Origin of the sequence: Xenophilus sp. (assembly GCF_044462705.1) — a bacterium.
In the GTDB taxonomy this organism is placed as follows: Bacteria; Pseudomonadota; Gammaproteobacteria; order Burkholderiales; family Burkholderiaceae_C; genus Xenophilus; species Xenophilus azovorans.
In genome coordinates, this window is the sequence record NZ_JBIQNC010000019.1 from 1 (window position 1) to 15,386 (window position 15,386).

The 15,386-nt window shown below is 70.5% G+C and carries 20 protein-coding genes; 3 read left to right on the forward strand and 17 right to left on the reverse strand.

All coding sequences use genetic code 11. From position 1 onward, the window contains the following. The 6 genes from ACIY1X_RS05505 to ACIY1X_RS05530 all read right to left on the reverse strand — a co-directional run. A partial coding sequence (locus ACIY1X_RS05505) for a DNA alkylation repair protein (RefSeq protein WP_399678728.1) occupies positions 1-652 on the reverse strand: 652 nt, incomplete at its 3' end. A 17-nt stretch (positions 653-669) separates the two neighbouring features. Then, positions 670-1,296 carry an SCO family protein gene (locus ACIY1X_RS05510; RefSeq protein ID WP_038206941.1) on the reverse strand — a complete coding sequence of 209 codons (627 nt, stop codon included), beginning with the start codon at positions 1,294-1,296 and terminating at the stop codon, positions 670-672. 3 nt (positions 1,297-1,299) lie between these two features. Then, positions 1,300-2,205 carry a heme o synthase gene (cyoE, locus tag ACIY1X_RS05515; protein WP_038206944.1) on the reverse strand — a complete coding sequence of 302 codons (906 nt, stop codon included), beginning with the start codon at positions 2,203-2,205 and terminating at the stop codon, positions 1,300-1,302. Then, positions 2,202-3,476, reverse strand: a complete 1,275-nt coding sequence (locus ACIY1X_RS05520) for a heme A synthase (RefSeq protein WP_038206946.1) — start codon at positions 3,474-3,476, stop codon at positions 2,202-2,204. Before ACIY1X_RS05520 ends, cyoE begins: the two co-directional genes overlap by 4 nt. Further along, positions 3,473-4,183 (reverse strand): hypothetical protein, encoded by a 711-nt coding sequence (locus ACIY1X_RS05525; protein WP_038206949.1) that lies wholly within the window; start codon positions 4,181-4,183, stop codon positions 3,473-3,475. The genes ACIY1X_RS05520 and ACIY1X_RS05525 overlap by 4 nt, the downstream gene beginning before the upstream one ends. Continuing rightward, positions 4,143-4,952 (reverse strand): SURF1 family protein, encoded by an 810-nt coding sequence (locus ACIY1X_RS05530; protein WP_038206952.1) that lies wholly within the window; start codon positions 4,950-4,952, stop codon positions 4,143-4,145. Before ACIY1X_RS05530 ends, ACIY1X_RS05525 begins: the two co-directional genes overlap by 41 nt. Before the next feature lie 54 nt (positions 4,953-5,006). On the opposite strand from ACIY1X_RS05530, the gene ACIY1X_RS05535 reads away from it, so the two are divergent. Next, the gene (locus ACIY1X_RS05535) at positions 5,007-5,228 is read left to right on the forward strand and encodes a twin transmembrane helix small protein (RefSeq protein ID WP_038206956.1); all 222 of its coding nucleotides are present in this window, start codon (positions 5,007-5,009) and stop codon (positions 5,226-5,228) included. Positions 5,229-5,317: 89 nt separating this feature from the next. On the opposite strand, the gene ACIY1X_RS05540 is transcribed toward ACIY1X_RS05535, so the two are convergent. The 8 genes from ACIY1X_RS05540 to ACIY1X_RS05575 form a co-directional block, all read right to left on the reverse strand. Then, positions 5,318-6,199, reverse strand: coding sequence for a cytochrome c oxidase subunit 3 (locus tag ACIY1X_RS05540; protein ID WP_399678734.1), 882 nt, complete (start codon positions 6,197-6,199; stop codon positions 5,318-5,320). A 75-nt stretch (positions 6,200-6,274) separates the two neighbouring features. Continuing rightward, on the reverse strand, positions 6,275-6,466 hold the full coding sequence (locus ACIY1X_RS05545) for a DUF2970 domain-containing protein (RefSeq protein ID WP_038207582.1): 192 nt from the start codon (positions 6,464-6,466) through the stop codon (positions 6,275-6,277). Further along, a complete protein-coding gene (locus ACIY1X_RS05550) occupies positions 6,463-7,083 on the reverse strand; it encodes a cytochrome c oxidase assembly protein (RefSeq protein ID WP_038207579.1) in 621 nt (206 codons plus the stop codon). The genes ACIY1X_RS05545 and ACIY1X_RS05550 overlap by 4 nt, the downstream gene beginning before the upstream one ends. Before the next feature lie 4 nt (positions 7,084-7,087). Continuing rightward, positions 7,088-7,204 carry a cytochrome oxidase small assembly protein gene (locus ACIY1X_RS05555; RefSeq protein WP_399678737.1) on the reverse strand — a complete coding sequence of 39 codons (117 nt, stop codon included), beginning with the start codon at positions 7,202-7,204 and terminating at the stop codon, positions 7,088-7,090. Between the two features lie 22 nt (positions 7,205-7,226). Beyond that, on the reverse strand, positions 7,227-8,867 hold the full coding sequence (gene ctaD / locus ACIY1X_RS05560) for a cytochrome c oxidase subunit I (protein WP_038207577.1): 1,641 nt from the start codon (positions 8,865-8,867) through the stop codon (positions 7,227-7,229). A 34-nt stretch (positions 8,868-8,901) separates the two neighbouring features. Next, entirely contained in the window at positions 8,902-10,071 is a 1,170-nt protein-coding gene (coxB, locus tag ACIY1X_RS05565) for a cytochrome c oxidase subunit II (protein WP_038207573.1), read from the reverse strand. 67 nt (positions 10,072-10,138) lie between these two features. Then, on the reverse strand, positions 10,139-10,615 hold the full coding sequence (locus tag ACIY1X_RS05570; RefSeq protein ID WP_038207571.1) for a DUF2244 domain-containing protein: 477 nt from the start codon (positions 10,613-10,615) through the stop codon (positions 10,139-10,141). Between the two features lie 142 nt (positions 10,616-10,757). Further along, the gene (locus ACIY1X_RS05575; RefSeq protein ID WP_038207569.1) at positions 10,758-11,666 is read right to left on the reverse strand and encodes a biotin synthase; all 909 of its coding nucleotides are present in this window, start codon (positions 11,664-11,666) and stop codon (positions 10,758-10,760) included. Positions 11,667-11,747: 81 nt separating this feature from the next. On the opposite strand from ACIY1X_RS05575, the gene ACIY1X_RS05580 reads away from it, so the two are divergent. Together ACIY1X_RS05580 and ACIY1X_RS05585 are read left to right on the forward strand one after the other, a co-directional pair. Continuing rightward, on the forward strand, positions 11,748-12,467 hold the full coding sequence (locus ACIY1X_RS05580) for a ComF family protein (protein ID WP_399678740.1): 720 nt from the start codon (positions 11,748-11,750) through the stop codon (positions 12,465-12,467). 17 nt (positions 12,468-12,484) lie between these two features. Beyond that, complete coding sequence (locus tag ACIY1X_RS05585) at positions 12,485-12,961, forward strand: tRNA (cytidine(34)-2'-O)-methyltransferase (protein WP_038207562.1); 477 nt, start codon at positions 12,485-12,487, stop codon at positions 12,959-12,961. Here the strand turns inward: ACIY1X_RS05585 and ACIY1X_RS05590 are convergent. The 3 genes from ACIY1X_RS05590 to opgC form a co-directional block, all read right to left on the reverse strand. Beyond that, entirely contained in the window at positions 12,952-13,422 is a 471-nt protein-coding gene (locus ACIY1X_RS05590) for a MaoC family dehydratase (RefSeq protein WP_038207751.1), read from the reverse strand. The two genes, ACIY1X_RS05585 and ACIY1X_RS05590, sit on opposite strands and share 10 nt — an antisense overlap. A gap of 62 nt (positions 13,423-13,484) precedes the next feature. After that, on the reverse strand, positions 13,485-14,102 hold the full coding sequence (locus ACIY1X_RS05595; protein ID WP_399678742.1) for a ParA family protein: 618 nt from the start codon (positions 14,100-14,102) through the stop codon (positions 13,485-13,487). Between the two features lie 73 nt (positions 14,103-14,175). Next, on the reverse strand, positions 14,176-15,324 hold the full coding sequence (opgC, locus tag ACIY1X_RS05600; protein ID WP_038207551.1) for an OpgC domain-containing protein: 1,149 nt from the start codon (positions 15,322-15,324) through the stop codon (positions 14,176-14,178). Positions 15,325-15,386: the final 62 nt, after the last annotated feature.

Below are 15,386 nucleotides of genomic sequence, written 5' to 3' on the forward strand. Positions count from 1 at the left end.
CGTCCGCGCGCAGCGGCTCCAGCAGCGGCAGCGCGCGCCAGGGCTCGCGCTGCAGGACGGGGATCGGCGCGCACCACACGCCGCGCGGGCGGGTCAGCTCGGTGGCGAAACGGCGGATGTTCTCGTCGGCGTCGGCCGTCCAGGGCACGAGCCGGCCGATGGCCTCGTCGATGGCGGCGATCGCCGCATCGCGCACCGCCATCCAGGCGAACTCGCGCACGCCGAAATGCGGGTCGGCCGCAAAACGCCGCACGGCCGCCAGTTGCTGCGGCAGCGCCAGGCCGGAGATGCAGACCCAGTGCGTGGCCCAGCCGCGCGCGGCATCGCTCGGATGCGAGGCCAGCCGGTGGGCGACGGCGTCGCGCTCCGGATGCTCCGCAGCGAGGTCGTACAGCGCGCGGGCGATGTGGGTGTGGCGCTGCATGGGCTTGAAGGCATCCAGCATCGCCAGCGTGTCGGCCAGGCGCTCGTGCGCCGGATCCAGGCCGATGTCGGCCGCCACCCGGCGGGCCAGGCGGGGCGTGTCCAGCGCCAGGAACTCGTTGAGGTTGACGGTCTCCAGCCGTCCGTCGCTCAGCGCCTCGAGGACCTCGGGCGGGATGAGCGCGATGCGGAAGGCTCCCTTGCGCGCGCGCAGATGCTCGACCGACATGCCGCGCGCCGCCCGGCTCACCCGGCGGATGCCGCCAGCAGCGCCTTCACGTCGGCCAGCATCGCGTCCGCGCCGGCGCCGTAGCGCGCGTACAGGCGCAGGCGCCCTTCGGGGTCGTACACGTAGCTGGCGGCGGAGTGATCCATCGAGTAGCTGGTGGGCGTCTTGCCGTCCACCTTCTTGTAGTAGACCTTGTAGTCCTTGGCCATCGCGGCCAGTTCCTCGGGCGTGGGGATGAGGGCCACGAAGGCCGGGTCGAAGGCCTCCATGTAGGCCTTCATCACCTCCGGCGTGTCGCGCTCGGGATCGACGGTGACGAACACGACCTGCAGCCGCTCGCCCTCCGCACCCAGCTTGCGCTTGACTTCGGCCATCTCGGCCATGGTCGTCGGGCAGACGTCAGGGCACTGGGCGTAGCCGAAGAACAGCACCACCACTTTGCCGCGGAAGTCGGCCAGCGTGCGTTCCCGGCCCGAGGTGTCCTTCAGGCGGAAGTCGCGCGCATAGTCGGCGCCGGTGATGTCCACGCCGTTGAAGCTCGGCTTGGATTCGGTGCAGCCCGCCAGCGTCAGGCCGGCGAGCGAGGCAGCGCCGGCCCAGCCCGCCAGGGCGGCCATCGATCGGAGTGCGTCGCGCTTGTGCATGGGTCAGAGCAGGTAGTGGTCGACGAGCAATGCGGCGAACAGCACGCTCAGGTGGATCAGCGAGAAGCGGAAAGTCTTGCGCGCCAGCGCGTCGGAGTACGAGCGCCACAGCGCGAAGCCGTAGCCGCAGAAGCCCAGGCTCACGGCCGTTGCCACCGCCAGGTAGAACCAGCCGCTCATGCCGTAGATGAAGGGCAGCAGGCAGGCGGCGAACAGGATCAGCGTGTACAGCAGGATCTGCAGCCGGGTGAACTCGTTGCCGTGCGTCACCGGCAGCATCGGCAGCCCGGCCTTGCGGTAGTCCTCGACCCGGTACAGGGCCAGCGCCCAGAAGTGCGGCGGCGTCCAGAGAAAGATGATGAGGAAGAGGATGAAGGCCTCGGGTCCGACCTCGCCGGTCATCGCCGCCCAGCCCAGCACCGGCGGCATCGCGCCCGAGGCGCCGCCGATCACGATGTTCTGCGGCGTCAGCGGCTTGAGCACCACCGTGTAGATCACCGCGTAACCGACGAAGGTGGCGAAGGTCAGCCACATGGTCAGCGGGTTGACCGCGAACCACAGCAGCAGCGAGCCCGCCAGGCACAGCCCGGCAGAGAAGGTGAGCGTCTGCCGGTCGCTCAGCTCGCCGCGCGCGGTGGGCCGCCAGGCGGTGCGCTTCATGCGCGCGTCGATGCCCTTCTCGACCAGGCAGTTGAAGGCGGCCGCGGCGCCGGCCACCAGCCAGATGCCGAAGCAGGCGACGAAGGCGCGCCACACGTCGGCCATCGAGGGCACGCCCGGCACGGCCAACACCATGCCGATGAGCGCGCAGAAGACGATCAGCTGCACCACGCGCGGCTTGGTCAGCGCGTAGAACTGGCGCACCACGCTGGAGCGGGCTGCGGCCTGTGCGGACAGCGGCGTGCTCATCGCGCGGGTACCTCCTTCAGGACGACGGCCGGCTCATCCGCCGCGGCCGGCACGCCCTGGCGCCGGCTCTCGCACAGCGCCCAGGTCAGCACCACGGCCATGGCGGCGGCGCCGCCGGTGTGCAGCACCGCCGCGGCCAGCGGCCAGCCCAGCAGCACATTGCCCAGGCCCGTGGCCAGCTGCAGCGCCGCCAGCGCCGCCAGCCAGCGCCCCTGCGCCCGCAGCGCGGGCACACGCATCAGCCGCACGGCCGCCACAACCAGCACCGCCAGCACCACGTAGGCGACCAGCCGGTGCACGTAGTGGATGGCGGTGAGCGCTGCGAATTCGAGCGGCACGCCCTCGCGCGTGTGGCCGAGTTCGCGCCAGACCTGGAAGCCCTGCTCGAAGTTCATCGGCGGCCACCAGCTCCCCTGGCACTGCGGGAACTGGGTGCAGGCGAGCACCGCGTAGTTGGTGCTGACCCAGCCGCCCAACGCGATCTGCAGCACCAGCAGCGCCATGGCGGCCCACAGCAGGGTGCGCAGCCCGGCGCCGATCGACAGAGGTGCGCGGCCGGCGGCCGCCTGGCGGTAGCGCACAGCCTGGATGCACAGCAGCGCCAGCAGCAGCACGGCGCCCAGCAGGTGCAGCGTCACGATGGCCGGGTACAGCCGCCAGGTGACGGTGAGCGCCCCGAACGCCCCCTGGATGCACACCCACACCAGCGTGGCGGCAGGCCACCACGCGCTGATGGTGCCCCCAGGACCGGGCTGCGCCCGGCCCGCCCCCCGAGGGGGATGAGGAAGCTTGGGGCGGCCCGGCGTTTCCTCATGCGTGCCCTGCCCCCGCAGGACGGGCCTGGCACGCTGCCGGCGCCGCGCCCACCAGGTCAGGGCGGCCAGCGCCAGGATGAGCGCGCCGACGCCGGTGGCGAGGTAGCGGTGGACCATCTCCACCCAGGCCTTGGAATGGGTGACGGGGCCGGTGGGCTGCGCCGCCTGCGCCATGGCGATCTCGTGCCGGGCGCCCAGCGGGCTGGCGTTGCCGTAGCAGCCTGGCCAGTCCGGGCAGCCCAGGCCGGAATCGGTGAGCCGGGTGAAGGCGCCGAACAGCGTCAGGTCGAAGGTGAGGAACAGCGTCAGCACCGTCAGCGCGTGCAGCCGGCGGGCCGGCCCGCTGCCCGCGTTGCGGTGCCAGACCCAGAGCAGCGGCCCCAGCGCCAGCAGCGCGCCCACGCCGAGCAGCCAGGCGATGGGCGCGAGGTCGTACAGCGGCTGCGAGGTGTTCATCGGCCCGCGTTGTCCCAGGAGGAGGAAGCGCGCAGCAGGCGCTCCAGGTCGCGCTTGGCCTTGGCCGCGCCGGGCACGTCCATGCGCGCCGGGAAGCGCATCATCCAGTGGCCCATCGGGTCGACCACGAAGAAGTGCTCGGCCAGCGCATGCCCGGCCTGCGGCGCGAGCCATTGCGCGAGCTGCGCCGGGGGCACGCGCAGCACGGTGGCGTCGTGCAGGGCGTTGGCCAGGCGCTCGGGCACCGGCGCCTCGTCCGAGACCAGCCACACGCGGTCGAGGCGGCCCTTCTCGCGGCCCAGGCTCTCGCGCAACTGGCGCTGCAGGTACAGCTGCTGCTCGCACAGGGCATCGCAGGCGGCGTCGGCCACGGCGATCAGCAGCCACTGGCCCTTCAGGCTGCGCAGGTCCACCGCCGCGCCGTCGGGCGTGCGCGCGGTGACGGCGGGCAGCTCGCGCTGCGGATCGATCAGCTCGCCGTACACGCGGCGGCCTTCGGGGCGGATCACGTAGTAGGTGAAGTAGGAAGCGATGACCGGCGCCGCGCAGCACAGCAGCACGGCGATCATCTTCCAGCGGCCCAGCGCGGTGCGGCGCGCCTGCTCCTGCCCGCCGAGCGCCTCGCGCGGCGTGGGCATCGAATGCACGGTCAGGCCCAGCGGCTCGTCAGCGACGGCGGCGGGGAGCGATGAGTTGGAACCAGACATAGAGGATGACCAGCAGGCCGGCGAGGCCGAACCACTGGAAGGCATAGCCGTAGTGCTTTTCGATGCCGAGCGCCGGGGGCGGCCAGTCGCGCTGCAGGCCTTCCGAGGCGGGCCCGATCTGCTGGAGCGACACCTCGGTGCGCAGCGGCAGGCCGGTTTCGGTGCGGAAGGCCGCGAGGTCCAGATTCTGCCGGATGCGCGACACCGCTGCGTCAGCAGCCTTGGTGGGCCCGGGGTCGGCCGTGGCGGCCGGCTGCGCGGGCAGATCGGCGCCCAGTTGCAGGAGCTGCGACGGCGGCGGCTCGATGCGCGCCTGCACGTCCACCAGGCCGGTGGGGGTGTCCACCGGCGGGAGCTGCGTGCGGTCCACGAAGTTGCGCTGCACCCAGCCGCGCTGGACCATCACCGCCTGCTCGGTGCCCTCCAGCGCCAGCGGGGTGAGCACGTAGAAGCCCGCCACGCCGTGCATCTGCCGGTTGTCCAGGTAGACCGTCTGCGCCGGCAGCCACAGCCCGCGCAGGTGCACAGTGCGGTGCATCTCGGTGGCCGGCTGCTCGATGGACAGGAAGGTCTCCATGTCCAGCGGCGGATAGTCCTTCTGGGCCTCGATGCCGGCCTGCAGCGCCTCCTTGTAGGCTGCGCGCGAGAGCTGCCAGCGCCCCAGCGACAGGGTCAGCGCGATCATCGCCAGCGTGGCGAGCGTGACCAGCCAGAAACGCAGCGGGCTGCGCCGGGGCCGGCCCGGTTCTTCGAGCACGACGGGCTTCATGGACGGGTGGGGCAGCGGCGGCGCCGCAGCGCCGCGAGGCGGATAATCGGATTCATGAAATACATCGTGGCCCTGGCCTTCGTGGGCATCCTGGCCAGCCTGGGCGGGGCGCTCTACTTCATGCTGCGGGACGGCCGAGACGGCCGGGCCAAGACGGGCGGCATGGTGCGCGCGCTGACGGTTCGGATCGGCCTGTCGGTGCTTTTGTTCCTGTGCATCCTGCTGGCCTGGAAGCTCGGCTACATCCAGCCAGGGGGCCTGCCGGTCGGCCACTGAGGCCAGCTGCCGCGGCCCGGCGGCCACGCCCCAAGTAAAAAAGCGCCTTGCGGCGCTTTTTTGTTGCCGGGTCATCCTGCGTCGTGGCCTTACATCCAGTAGACCAGGATGTACAGGCCCAGCCAGACCACGTCCACGAAGTGCCAGTACCAGGCCGCGCCCTCGAAGCCGAAGTGGCGCTCGGGCGTGAAGTGGCCGCGCATCAGCCGCAGGGCGATGAACAGCAGCATCAGCATGCCGATGAACACGTGCAGGCCGTGGAAGCCGGTCAGCATGAAGAAGGTCGAGCCGTAGGCGCCGGAGCTGAGCTTGAGGTTCAGCTCGGTGTAGAGGTGGAAGTACTCGTAGCCCTGCACGCACAGGAAGACGAAGCCCAGCAGCACCGTCAGCCACATGAAGCGGATGCACTGCGCACGGTGGTCGGCGCGCAGCGCATGGTGGGCGATGGTCAGCGTCACGCCGGAGGTCAGCAGCAGCGCGGTGTTGATGGTGGGCAGCCAGAACGGGCCCACGGTCTGGAAGGGCTCGACGATGCCGGCCGGCGAACCGGTGGCGCCGGCCTGCACGGTGGGCCACACGGCCTTGAAGTCGGGCCACAGCAGCGCGTTGTCCAGGCTGCCCAGCGCCGGCAGCGAGTGGGTGCGGGTCCACCACAGCGCCGTGAAGAAGGCGCCGAAGAACATCACCTCCGAGAAGATGAACCAGCTCATGCTCCAGCGGTAGGACAGGTCGATCTTGTGGCCGTACCGGCCGCCCTCGCTCTCGCGCACGGCGTCGCCGAACCACTGGTAGAGCACCATCCACCACCACAGCAGGCCGAAGGCCAGCGAATACGCGCCCCAGGTGTGGCCGTTGATCCACTGGGCCGCGCCGAGGATGACGAAGAACAGGCCGATGGCCGCCATGACCGGATGCCGCGAGGGGCCGGGCACGAAGTAGTAGGGCGTGGCGCCGTGGGTGGTCGAACTCATTTCAGCTCCTGGGGCTTTCTCTTCTCTTCTTGACTCTCGATCGATCGATACGGGCTCGCATGCGGCTGGCGGCGTTCATGCCACGGCGAGCTTCACCAGCGCGATCAGCACGCCGATGAACAACAGCACCGCCACGAAGCCCACCGCGACGATGTGCAGCGGCGACAGGCGGGCGATGTCCTTCTGGTATTCGCTGTTCTTGCGCACGCCGAAGAAACCCCAGCCGACGGCCTTGAAGGTCTGCCAGAGCGAGGACCGGCTGCTCATGAGCGCGGCTCCGTCGCCGTCGAGGCGGCTGCCGTGGGCGCCGGCGGCGTCCTGCCGCCCACCTCGAAGAAGGTGTACGACAGGGTGATCGTCTTCACGTCCTTCGAGATCTTCGGATCGATCACGAAGGCGACCGGCCATTCCTTCTTCTCGCCGGCGTCCAGCGTGTACTGGTTGAAGCAGAAGCACTCCAGCTTGTTGAAGTACGGCGCTGCCTGCTGCGGCGCGTAGCTGGGGATGGCCTGCGCGGCCATGCGGCGGTTCTGCGTGTTCTGGAACTCGTACATCACCGTGTGCAGTTCGCCGGGATGAACTTCCATCGAGCGCTGCGCAGGATGGAACTCCCACAGGCCGCGCGCGTTGGCGTCGAACTCGACGGTGATGGTGCGCGAGGTGTCCACCTGCGTGTTGGCCGGCACGCGCACGTCGGCGCCGCCCTTGGCCCCGCCGGGCACCTGCAACTCCGACAGCGACAGGATGTTGATGCCCGTGACCTCGCAGATGGCGCGGTACAGCGGCACCAGCGCGTAGCCGAAGGCGAACATGCCGGCCGCGACGACGGCCAGCTTGCCCACCATGCGGGCGTTCTCGCGGCGAAGACGGGTACCGAGGCCCATGTACTCAGCGCCCCAGCCAGACCATGCGCACCACGAAGCCGACGAAGAACACCAGCGCGATGGTGGCCAGCGTCAGCCCCATCTTCCGGTTGGCCTTCTTCTGTTCGGGCGTCATCGGCATGTCGTGCGGACCGTTCCCGGGCTCAGCCGATCACCTTGGTCGCGGTGGCGTCCAGGCGCGGCGGGTTCTCGAAGGTGTGGAAGGGCGCCGGAGAGGGCACTTCCCACTCCAGGCCTTCCGCGGCTTCCCAGGGCTTCTGGGGGGCGGGCTCGCCCTTGCCGCGCATGCACGGCAGCACGATGAACAGGAAGAAGTAGACCTGCGCCAGGCCGAAGGCGAAGCCGCCGATCGAGGCGATCGCGTTGAAGTCGGCGAACTGCATCGGGTAGTCGGCGTAGCGGCGGGGCATGCCGGCCAGGCCCAGGAAGTGCATCGGGAAGAAGGTGACGTTGAAGGAGATCAGCGACCACCAGAAGTGCACCTTGCCGCGCCACTCGTTGTACATGACGCCGGTCCACTTGGGCATCCAGTAGTACACGCCCGCGAACATGGCGTAGAGCGAGCCGGCCACCAGCACGTAGTGGAAGTGGGCCACGACGTAGTAGGTGTCCTGCAGCTGGATGTCCACCGGCGCGACGGCCAGGATCAGGCCGGTGAAGCCGCCCATGGTGAACACGAAGATGAAGCCGACCGCGAACAGCATCGGCGTCTCGAAGGTCATCGAGCCCTGCCACATGGTGGCGATCCAGTTGAAGATCTTCACCGCCGTGGGCACCGCGATCAGCATGGTCGCGTACATGAAGAACAGCTGGCCCGTCACCGGCATGCCGGTGGTGAACATGTGGTGCGCCCACACGATGAAGCTCAGGATCGCGATCGACGCGGTGGCGTACACCATCGAGGCGTAGCCGAACAGCTTCTTGCGGGCGAAGGCCGGCACCACCTGGCTGACGATGCCGAAGGCCGGCAGGATCATGATGTAGACCTCGGGGTGGCCGAAGAACCAGAAGATGTGCTGGTACATCACCGGGTCGCCGCCGCCGGCGGGGTTGAAGAAGTGCGTGCCGAGGTGGCGGTCGGTCAGCGTCATGGTGATGGCGCCGGCCAGCACGGGCATCACCGCGATCAGCAGGTAGGCGGTGATCAGCCAGGTCCAGCAGAACATCGGCATCTTCATCAGCGTCATGCCGGGGGCGCGCATGTTGAGGATGGTGACGATGATGTTGATCGAGCCCATGATGGACGACGCGCCCAGGATGTGCATCGCGAAGATGCCGGCATCCATCGAGGGGCCCATCTGCAGGGTCAGCGGCGCGTAGAGCGTCCAGCCCGCGGCGGGGGCGCCGCCGGGCATGAAGAACGAGGCCACGAGCATGATGGCCGCGGGGATCATCAGCCAGAAGCTGAAGTTGTTCATCCGCGCGAAGGCCATGTCGCTGGCGCCGATCTGCAGCGGGATCATCCAGTTCGCGAAGCCCACGAAGGCCGGCATGATGGCGCCGAACACCATGATCAGGCCGTGCATGGTGGTGAACTGGTTGAACAGCTCGGGGTTGACCAGCTGCAGGCCGGGCTGGAACAGCTCGGCGCGGATCAGCATCGCCAGCAGGCCGCCGATCATCAGCATGGTGAAGCTGAACAGCAGGTACAGCGTGCCGATGTCCTTGTGATTGGTGGCGAACACCCAGCGGCGCCAGCCGGTGGGTGCATGGTGGTCGTGGTGGTCGTCGTGCGCGTGACCGCCGGGGGCGGCGTGACCGTGGGGATCGAGGACTGCGCTCATGGGTCTCTTCCTTGCTCTATCTCGTCACCGCGGCTTACTTGCCGCGCTCGGCCAGCACCTCGGCCGGCTGCACGATCTGGCCCGTCTTGTTGGACCAGCTGTTCTTGGTGTAGCTGGCCACGGCCGCCAGGTCGGTGTCGCTCAGCTGCTTCCAGGAGGGCATGGCGCCGTTGTTCTGGCCGTTGAGCAGCACGTGGATCTGCTTGGTGTGGTCGGCGTCCAGCACCACCTGCGAGCCGTCCAGCGGCTTGATCGGGCCGGCGCCCTTGCCGTTGGCCTGGTGGCAGGCCGCGCAGTTGGCGGCATAGACCTTCTCGCCGCGGGCCAGCAGGTCGGGCAGCGTCCAGACCTTGTTCGGGTCGTCCTGCTTGGCGGCGGCTTCCTTCTTCTTCTGGTCGACCCAGGCGGTGTAGTCGGCCGCGGACACCACCTTCACGTGGATCGGCATGTAGGCGTGCTCCTTGCCGCACAGCTCCTGGCACTGGCCGTAGAAGTCGCCGGTCTGCTCGGCGCGGAACCAGGTGTCGCGCACGAAGCCGGGGATGGCGTCCTGCTTGATGCCGAACTGCGGCACCGCGAAGGCGTGGATCACGTCGTTGGCGGTGGTGATGATGCGGATCTTCTGCTTCTCGGGCACCACCAGCGGGTTGTCAACCGCCAGCAGGTAGTTGTCGGGCACCTCGCCGCGCGCGCCCTCGTCGGACAGGCGGCGATGCTCGGGCAGCAGCGTGGAGATGAAGGACAGGCCCTCGCCCTCGCCCTTGAGGTAGTCGTAGCCCCACTTCCACTGGTAGCCGGTCACCTTGATGGTGAGGTCGGCATTGGTGGTGTCCTTCTGCGCCACCAGCAGCTTGGTGGCCGGCAGCGCCATCAGGATCACGATGATGAAGGGGACGATGGTCCAGACGACTTCCACCACCACCGATTCGTGGAAGTTGGCGGCCTTGTGGCCCACCGACTTGCGGTGCTTCCAGATCGAATAGAACATGACCGAGAACACGCCGATGAAGATCACCGTGCACAGGATCATCAGGCCCCAGTGCAGCGTGTACTGCTCCTGGGACACCTTGGTCACGCCCACCGGAAGATTGAGCTGGCGCACGGCCGGGCCGCCGGGCAGGTCGTTGACTGCATGCGCCGCGCCGCTGAATGCCGCGCCGGCCGCCAGCAGCAGGCCCGCCGGCTTGGTCCAAATGCTCTTCATCGTGTTCACTTGTTCAATGCTTCCAAACTGAATCCACCGGCCTTGTCTCCCCGCCGGCCCGCGCGCCTCAGGCGCCGCGCAGGGCCATGCGGATCTCCCTCGCCAGCGCCGGGCGCAACTCGGGCCGCACGTAGCGGCCCACCCGCACCGCACACCCCGGACCCGACAACTCGATGAGCGAGCGGTCGCCTGCCTGGGGTTCGATGCGGACCTGATGCGAAAGAAATTCGGTGCGCTCGCAGCTGCCGCCGTTTTCGAGCTCGACGACCAGCCGGCCTTCCTGCAGGGCGATGCGTTCGCCGTCGGTGGCATGGCGGGCGTAGAAGAGGAAGGCCACGCCGACCGCCGCCAGCTCCAGCCAGGCGAAGGGCAGCACGAGGCGTGCGCCGCGAACCCAGAAGCCGAAGCCGATGGCCAGCGACACCACGCACAACGACGCGTACAGCCAGCCCAGCTGGCTCGGCGTGATCGAGCAGTTGCGCTTCAGGAACCAGTGGATGGTCTGGCCCGAAACGGTGGCGAAGCGGAACACGGGATTCGGCACGTACGAGTTCAGCGGATCGATGGGGCGCGCAGGGCCGGACGCACAAGCACAACACGGGCATGCGGCGGGCTCTGGTCGGGGGACCATCCCCCGGGGTACACGCAACGAATCATTGTAGCGTGGGCATCGTGAGCGTCTTCGCTCAGCCGGGCCGGTTGCGCCCGAGCATGGCGCGCAGATCATCCAATGGCACGGCGGTCTCGCCAGCCACCCTGGCACGCGGGACCGGCCGGAAGGCATGGCCGTAGACGACCTCGAAGGTCATGGCGATGCGGCCGTCGTGCTCGCCGGGCACGGCCAGGCCGGCCAGGGCATTGAGCAATGCGCGCTTCCAATGCCGGCCGCGCAGGGCGCCGAAGCGCGCGGGATGCAGGTTGCGGCCCAGCGTGCGCAGCTCGGCCAGCGCCGCCTCGGGCGTGGACCAGGTCAGCACGATGCGCTCCATGTCCATCACCGGCTCGGCGAAGCCGGCGTGGACCAGCATGTCGCCCCAGTCGTGCATGTCGGTGAACTCGTGGCCCGCCGGCGGCCAGCCCAGGCACGCGTACAGCGCGCGCAGCTCGCGCACGGTGTCGGGGCCGAGGCAGGAGAACATCAGGAAGCCGTCGACGGCGACCAGGCGGTGCCAGCGGGCGATCAGCGCCTCGGGGTCGGCCTCGGCATGCAGGGCCATGTTGGCCCACAGCAGGTCGACGCCGGACGCCGGCGGCGGCGCGAACGGGTCGCCGCCGCGCCAGCGGCGCGCGCTCCACCAGGGCGCGGCCAGGGCCTGCGCGGTCGCCGGCTGCAGCGCTAGCGCCGGCTCGATCACGTGGCGCTGCGCCTGCGGGTAGCGCGCCGCCACGCGCGCATGCGCCTGCAGCCCGCCGCGCAGGGGCGACCAGTCGGCCCAGCGCGCGGGACGCGCGGTGATCCACTGCAGCCGCTCCTCCATGCGCCGGCCCACCTCCTCGTGCAGCCATGGCGATGCGGACCCGGGCGCCAGCCGCGCCCATCGGGCCGCGGCCACGGGGTCGATGGTCGGCGGGCGACGGTCGGATTCGGCAGGCATGGGCAATAACGCACGAAGGCGGCCGCGTCCTCCCCGCTGCGGGGCGTGCGGCCTGGCCAAGGCGCGCCAGTATAGGAAGCCATGTCCATTCCTTCCGCCGCGCGCGGGCTGCTGCGCCGCGGCCTCGATGCCCTGCCCAGCCAGTGCGCCCTGTGCCGCGCCTGGCCCGGGCGCCCGCTGTGCGGGGCCTGCGTGGCCCGCTTCGCGCCGGCCGTGCCGCGCTGCCGCGGCTGCGCGCTGCGCGTGCCCGCCGGCGTGGCGCGCTGCGGCGGCTGCCTGCGGCATCCCGGCACGCTCGACACCTGCCTGGCCGCCTGCGACTACGTGTGGCCGTGGCCGGACTGCATCGGGCACTTCAAGTTCCAGGGCGAGCCGGGCTGGGCCGCTCCCCTGTGCGCGCTGATGCGGGCCGTCCCCGGCGCCGACGCGCTGCTGTCGCAGGCCGACCGGGTGCTGCCCATGCCGCTGTTCCCGCGGCGCCTGCGCGAGCGCGGCTTCAACCAGGCGCTGGAGCTGGCGCGCCGGCTGGCCCCGGAGCGCTGCGACGCCGCCCTGCTGCTGCGGCTGCGCGACACGCCGCCGCAAAGCGGCCTGACGCGCGCGCAGCGCCTGCGCAACCTGCACGGCGCCTTCGCCGTGGAGCCGCTGCGCGCCGGCCTCGTGCGCGGCCGCCGCGTACTGCTGGTGGACGACGTGATGACCACCGGCGCCTCGCTGACCGCCGCCGCGCAGGCGCTGCGCGAAGCCGGTGCGGCGCAGGTGGATGCGCTGGTGCTGGCACGCACGCCCGCCCCGCCTTGACTCGCTATGCTCTGCCGATGTTCCACATCGTCCTGGTGGAGCCGGAGATTCCCCCCAACACCGGCAACGTGATCCGCCTGGCGGCCAACACCGGCTGCGACCTGCACCTGATCGAGCCCCTGGGCTTCTCGATGGACGACCGGCTGCTGCGCCGCGCCGGGCTGGACTACCACGAGTACGCCGAGGTGCGCCGCCACGCGGACTGGGACGCCTTCCTCGCCGCCTGCCACCCCGCGCCCGACCGCCTGTTCGGCCTGAGCACGCACGGCACCGGCAGCGTGCACGGCACCACCTTCCGGCCCGGCGACTGGCTGGTCTTCGGCGCCGAGACGCGCGGCCTGGCGCCCGCGCTGCGCGCGCGCTTTGCGCCGGCGCAGCTGCTGCGCCTGCCGATGCGCCCCGGGCAGCGCAGCCTCAACCTGTCGAACGCGGTGGCGGTGACGGTGTTCGAGGCCTGGCGCCAGAACGGCTTCGGCGGCGCCGCTCAGGGGTAGCGGCGCACCACCGATTCCGCGACGCAGGCCGGCTTGGAGGCGCCCTCCAGCTCGATGGTGGTCTGCCACACCATCTGCACGCCGCCGTTATCGATCGGCTCGCTGGACAGCAGCTTCATGTGGCCGCGCACCCGGCTGCCCACCGGCACCGGCGACATGAAGCGCACGCGGTTCAGGCCGTAGTTCACGCCCATGCGCGACTCGACCACCTCCACGCCGGCCTCGAAGATCTTCGGCAGCAGCGACAGCGTGAGGAAGCCGTGCGCGATCGGCGCGCCGAAGGGGCCGGCCTTGGCGCGCTCGACGTCCACGTGGATCCACTGGTGGTCGCCGGTGGCCTCGGCGAACTGGTTCACCTGGGCCTGGGTGATGGTGAGCCAGTCGCTGGTGGCGACGTCCTGGCCGACGCAGGCGGCCAGGTCCTGAAGGGTCTGGAAGGTCTTCTTGGTCATGCGGCGGATTCTGTCGCGCCCGGGGGCGCCCGGCATGTCGGCGCCGGGACAGCCCCGCTCCAGGGAAACCCTCAATCCAGCCAGGCCGTGAGCGGCGCCCACTGCGCCAGGTCGCGCTCCACCCGGCCCGGCGCGATGTCGAACAGCGTGAGCCCGCGCGCCGCCAGCTGCACGTAAAGCTGCGTGTCGCGCAGCTCGGCGACCACCGGCACGCTCAGTTGCGCCTCGAACTCGCGCAGGCGCTGCGCCGCCAGCGTGCGGCCGTCCACCCGCATGCCGACCAGGCCGACGCGGGTCTTCGTGCCTGCGATGCGCTCGCTCAGGCGGTCGAGGAAGTCGCGCGCGGCGTAGATGTCGAACAGGCTGGGCTGCAGCGGCACGATGACGCGGTCGGCCAGGGCCAGCAGCTCCTTCAGGCGCTTGCCGTGCAGGCCGGCGGGCGAGTCCAGCACGGCGTGGGTGGTGCCCGGCGGCGGCTTGAGCAGCGCGCCGTCGCCGTCCGTCGTCCAGCCGCGGATGGGCACGGCCTGCGCCGGCCGCAGGCCCAGCCACAGCCGCGAGGACTGCTGCCGGTCGGTGTCGCCCAGCATCACCGCGTGCCCCTGGCGCGCGTAGTAGCCCGCGATGTTCGTCGCGAGGGTGGACTTGCCCGCGCCTCCCTTCGGATTGGCGACCAGAACGACCGGCATGCGCAGTTCTCCAGACGGTGTGAACGACAGGCGCGATGGTAGAGGCAGGGCATGACACCCTGCCCGGCGGGGGTCAGCGGGAGGCGGCGGCCGGTGCGTCCGGCACGCTTTCCTCCGGCGGCGCCGCGTCGGCCCCCTGGGTGACGCGCGCCACCGCCAACATCCACAGCAGCACCGCCGCCAGCAGCAGGCTGTCCTGCACCCAGCCGCGGCGGTCCAGCGCGTCGCCCCAGAAAGCCAGCACGATCAGCACCGCCACCAGGTGGGCGCAGAAGGCGGGCAGCGAGGCGCGGCCCAGCATCTCCAGCCACCGCATGCGCGGCAGCGCCCGGGCCAGGGCCGGGCCGAAGCGCACCGCCAGCACGCCCAGGGCGATCAGGTCCAGCAGGCGCAGCGGGCCGAGCTGCCACTTGTCGACCAGCAGGTTCAGCTGCACGTCGGCGCCGAAGGGGGCCTGGCCGTGCGCGCCGAAGTGCCGCCAGGCGAAGCCCGCCAGCGCGACCGCCGCGGCCGGCAGCACCACCGGCCAGCCCAGGCGCAGCGGCGGCGCGTCGGGCGCGCTGCGCTGCGCGCCCAGCCACAGGCCGGCGAACCAGAGGAACTGCCAGGCGAAGGCATTGAAGGCGCCCATCTCGTGGAAAGGCACGGGGATGTGCGTGAACGCCACGGCCAGGCCGTACAGCCGCTCGCTCAGGCCGAACTGCGCCAGCGCCCAGAGCGCGCCGCTGGCCAACAGCACGCCGGCCCAGCCGTGGCGCAGCGCGTAGGCCAGCACCCACGGGCTCATCAGCATGAAGAAGATGTACATGGGCAGGATGTCCAGCAGCGCCGGCTCGTAGACCAGCAGCAGGCCCCAGAGGAAGCCCTCGCGCGGCTGGGCGAGGTAGAACGAGAGCAGGTTGCGCACCGCCGGCGGCTCCACCCGCAGGCCGACGGCGGCGATGGCGGTGAAGAGGAACAGCAGCAGCGCCGCGTGGCACAGATAGATCTTCAGGGCCCGGCGCCAGAAGGCGCGGCGCATCGTCTCCACGCCGTCCCGGCGGGCGTAGCGGCTGTAGACCAGCCCGGTCATGAAGGCCGACAGCAGCACGAAGCCCTCGGCCGCCGAGACCCAGCCGAAGGGCTGGCCCAGCGGGTCGGTGAAGCGGGTCGGCAGGTGGGTGACGGTCATCAGCACGAGCATCAGCCCGCGCAGCGCGTCGATTTCCCAATGGCGTTTCATGCGTGACAGCAGGGGGCGTCGGCGTTTCACCCCCGGCGGCCGGCACGACGAAAAGCGGATTC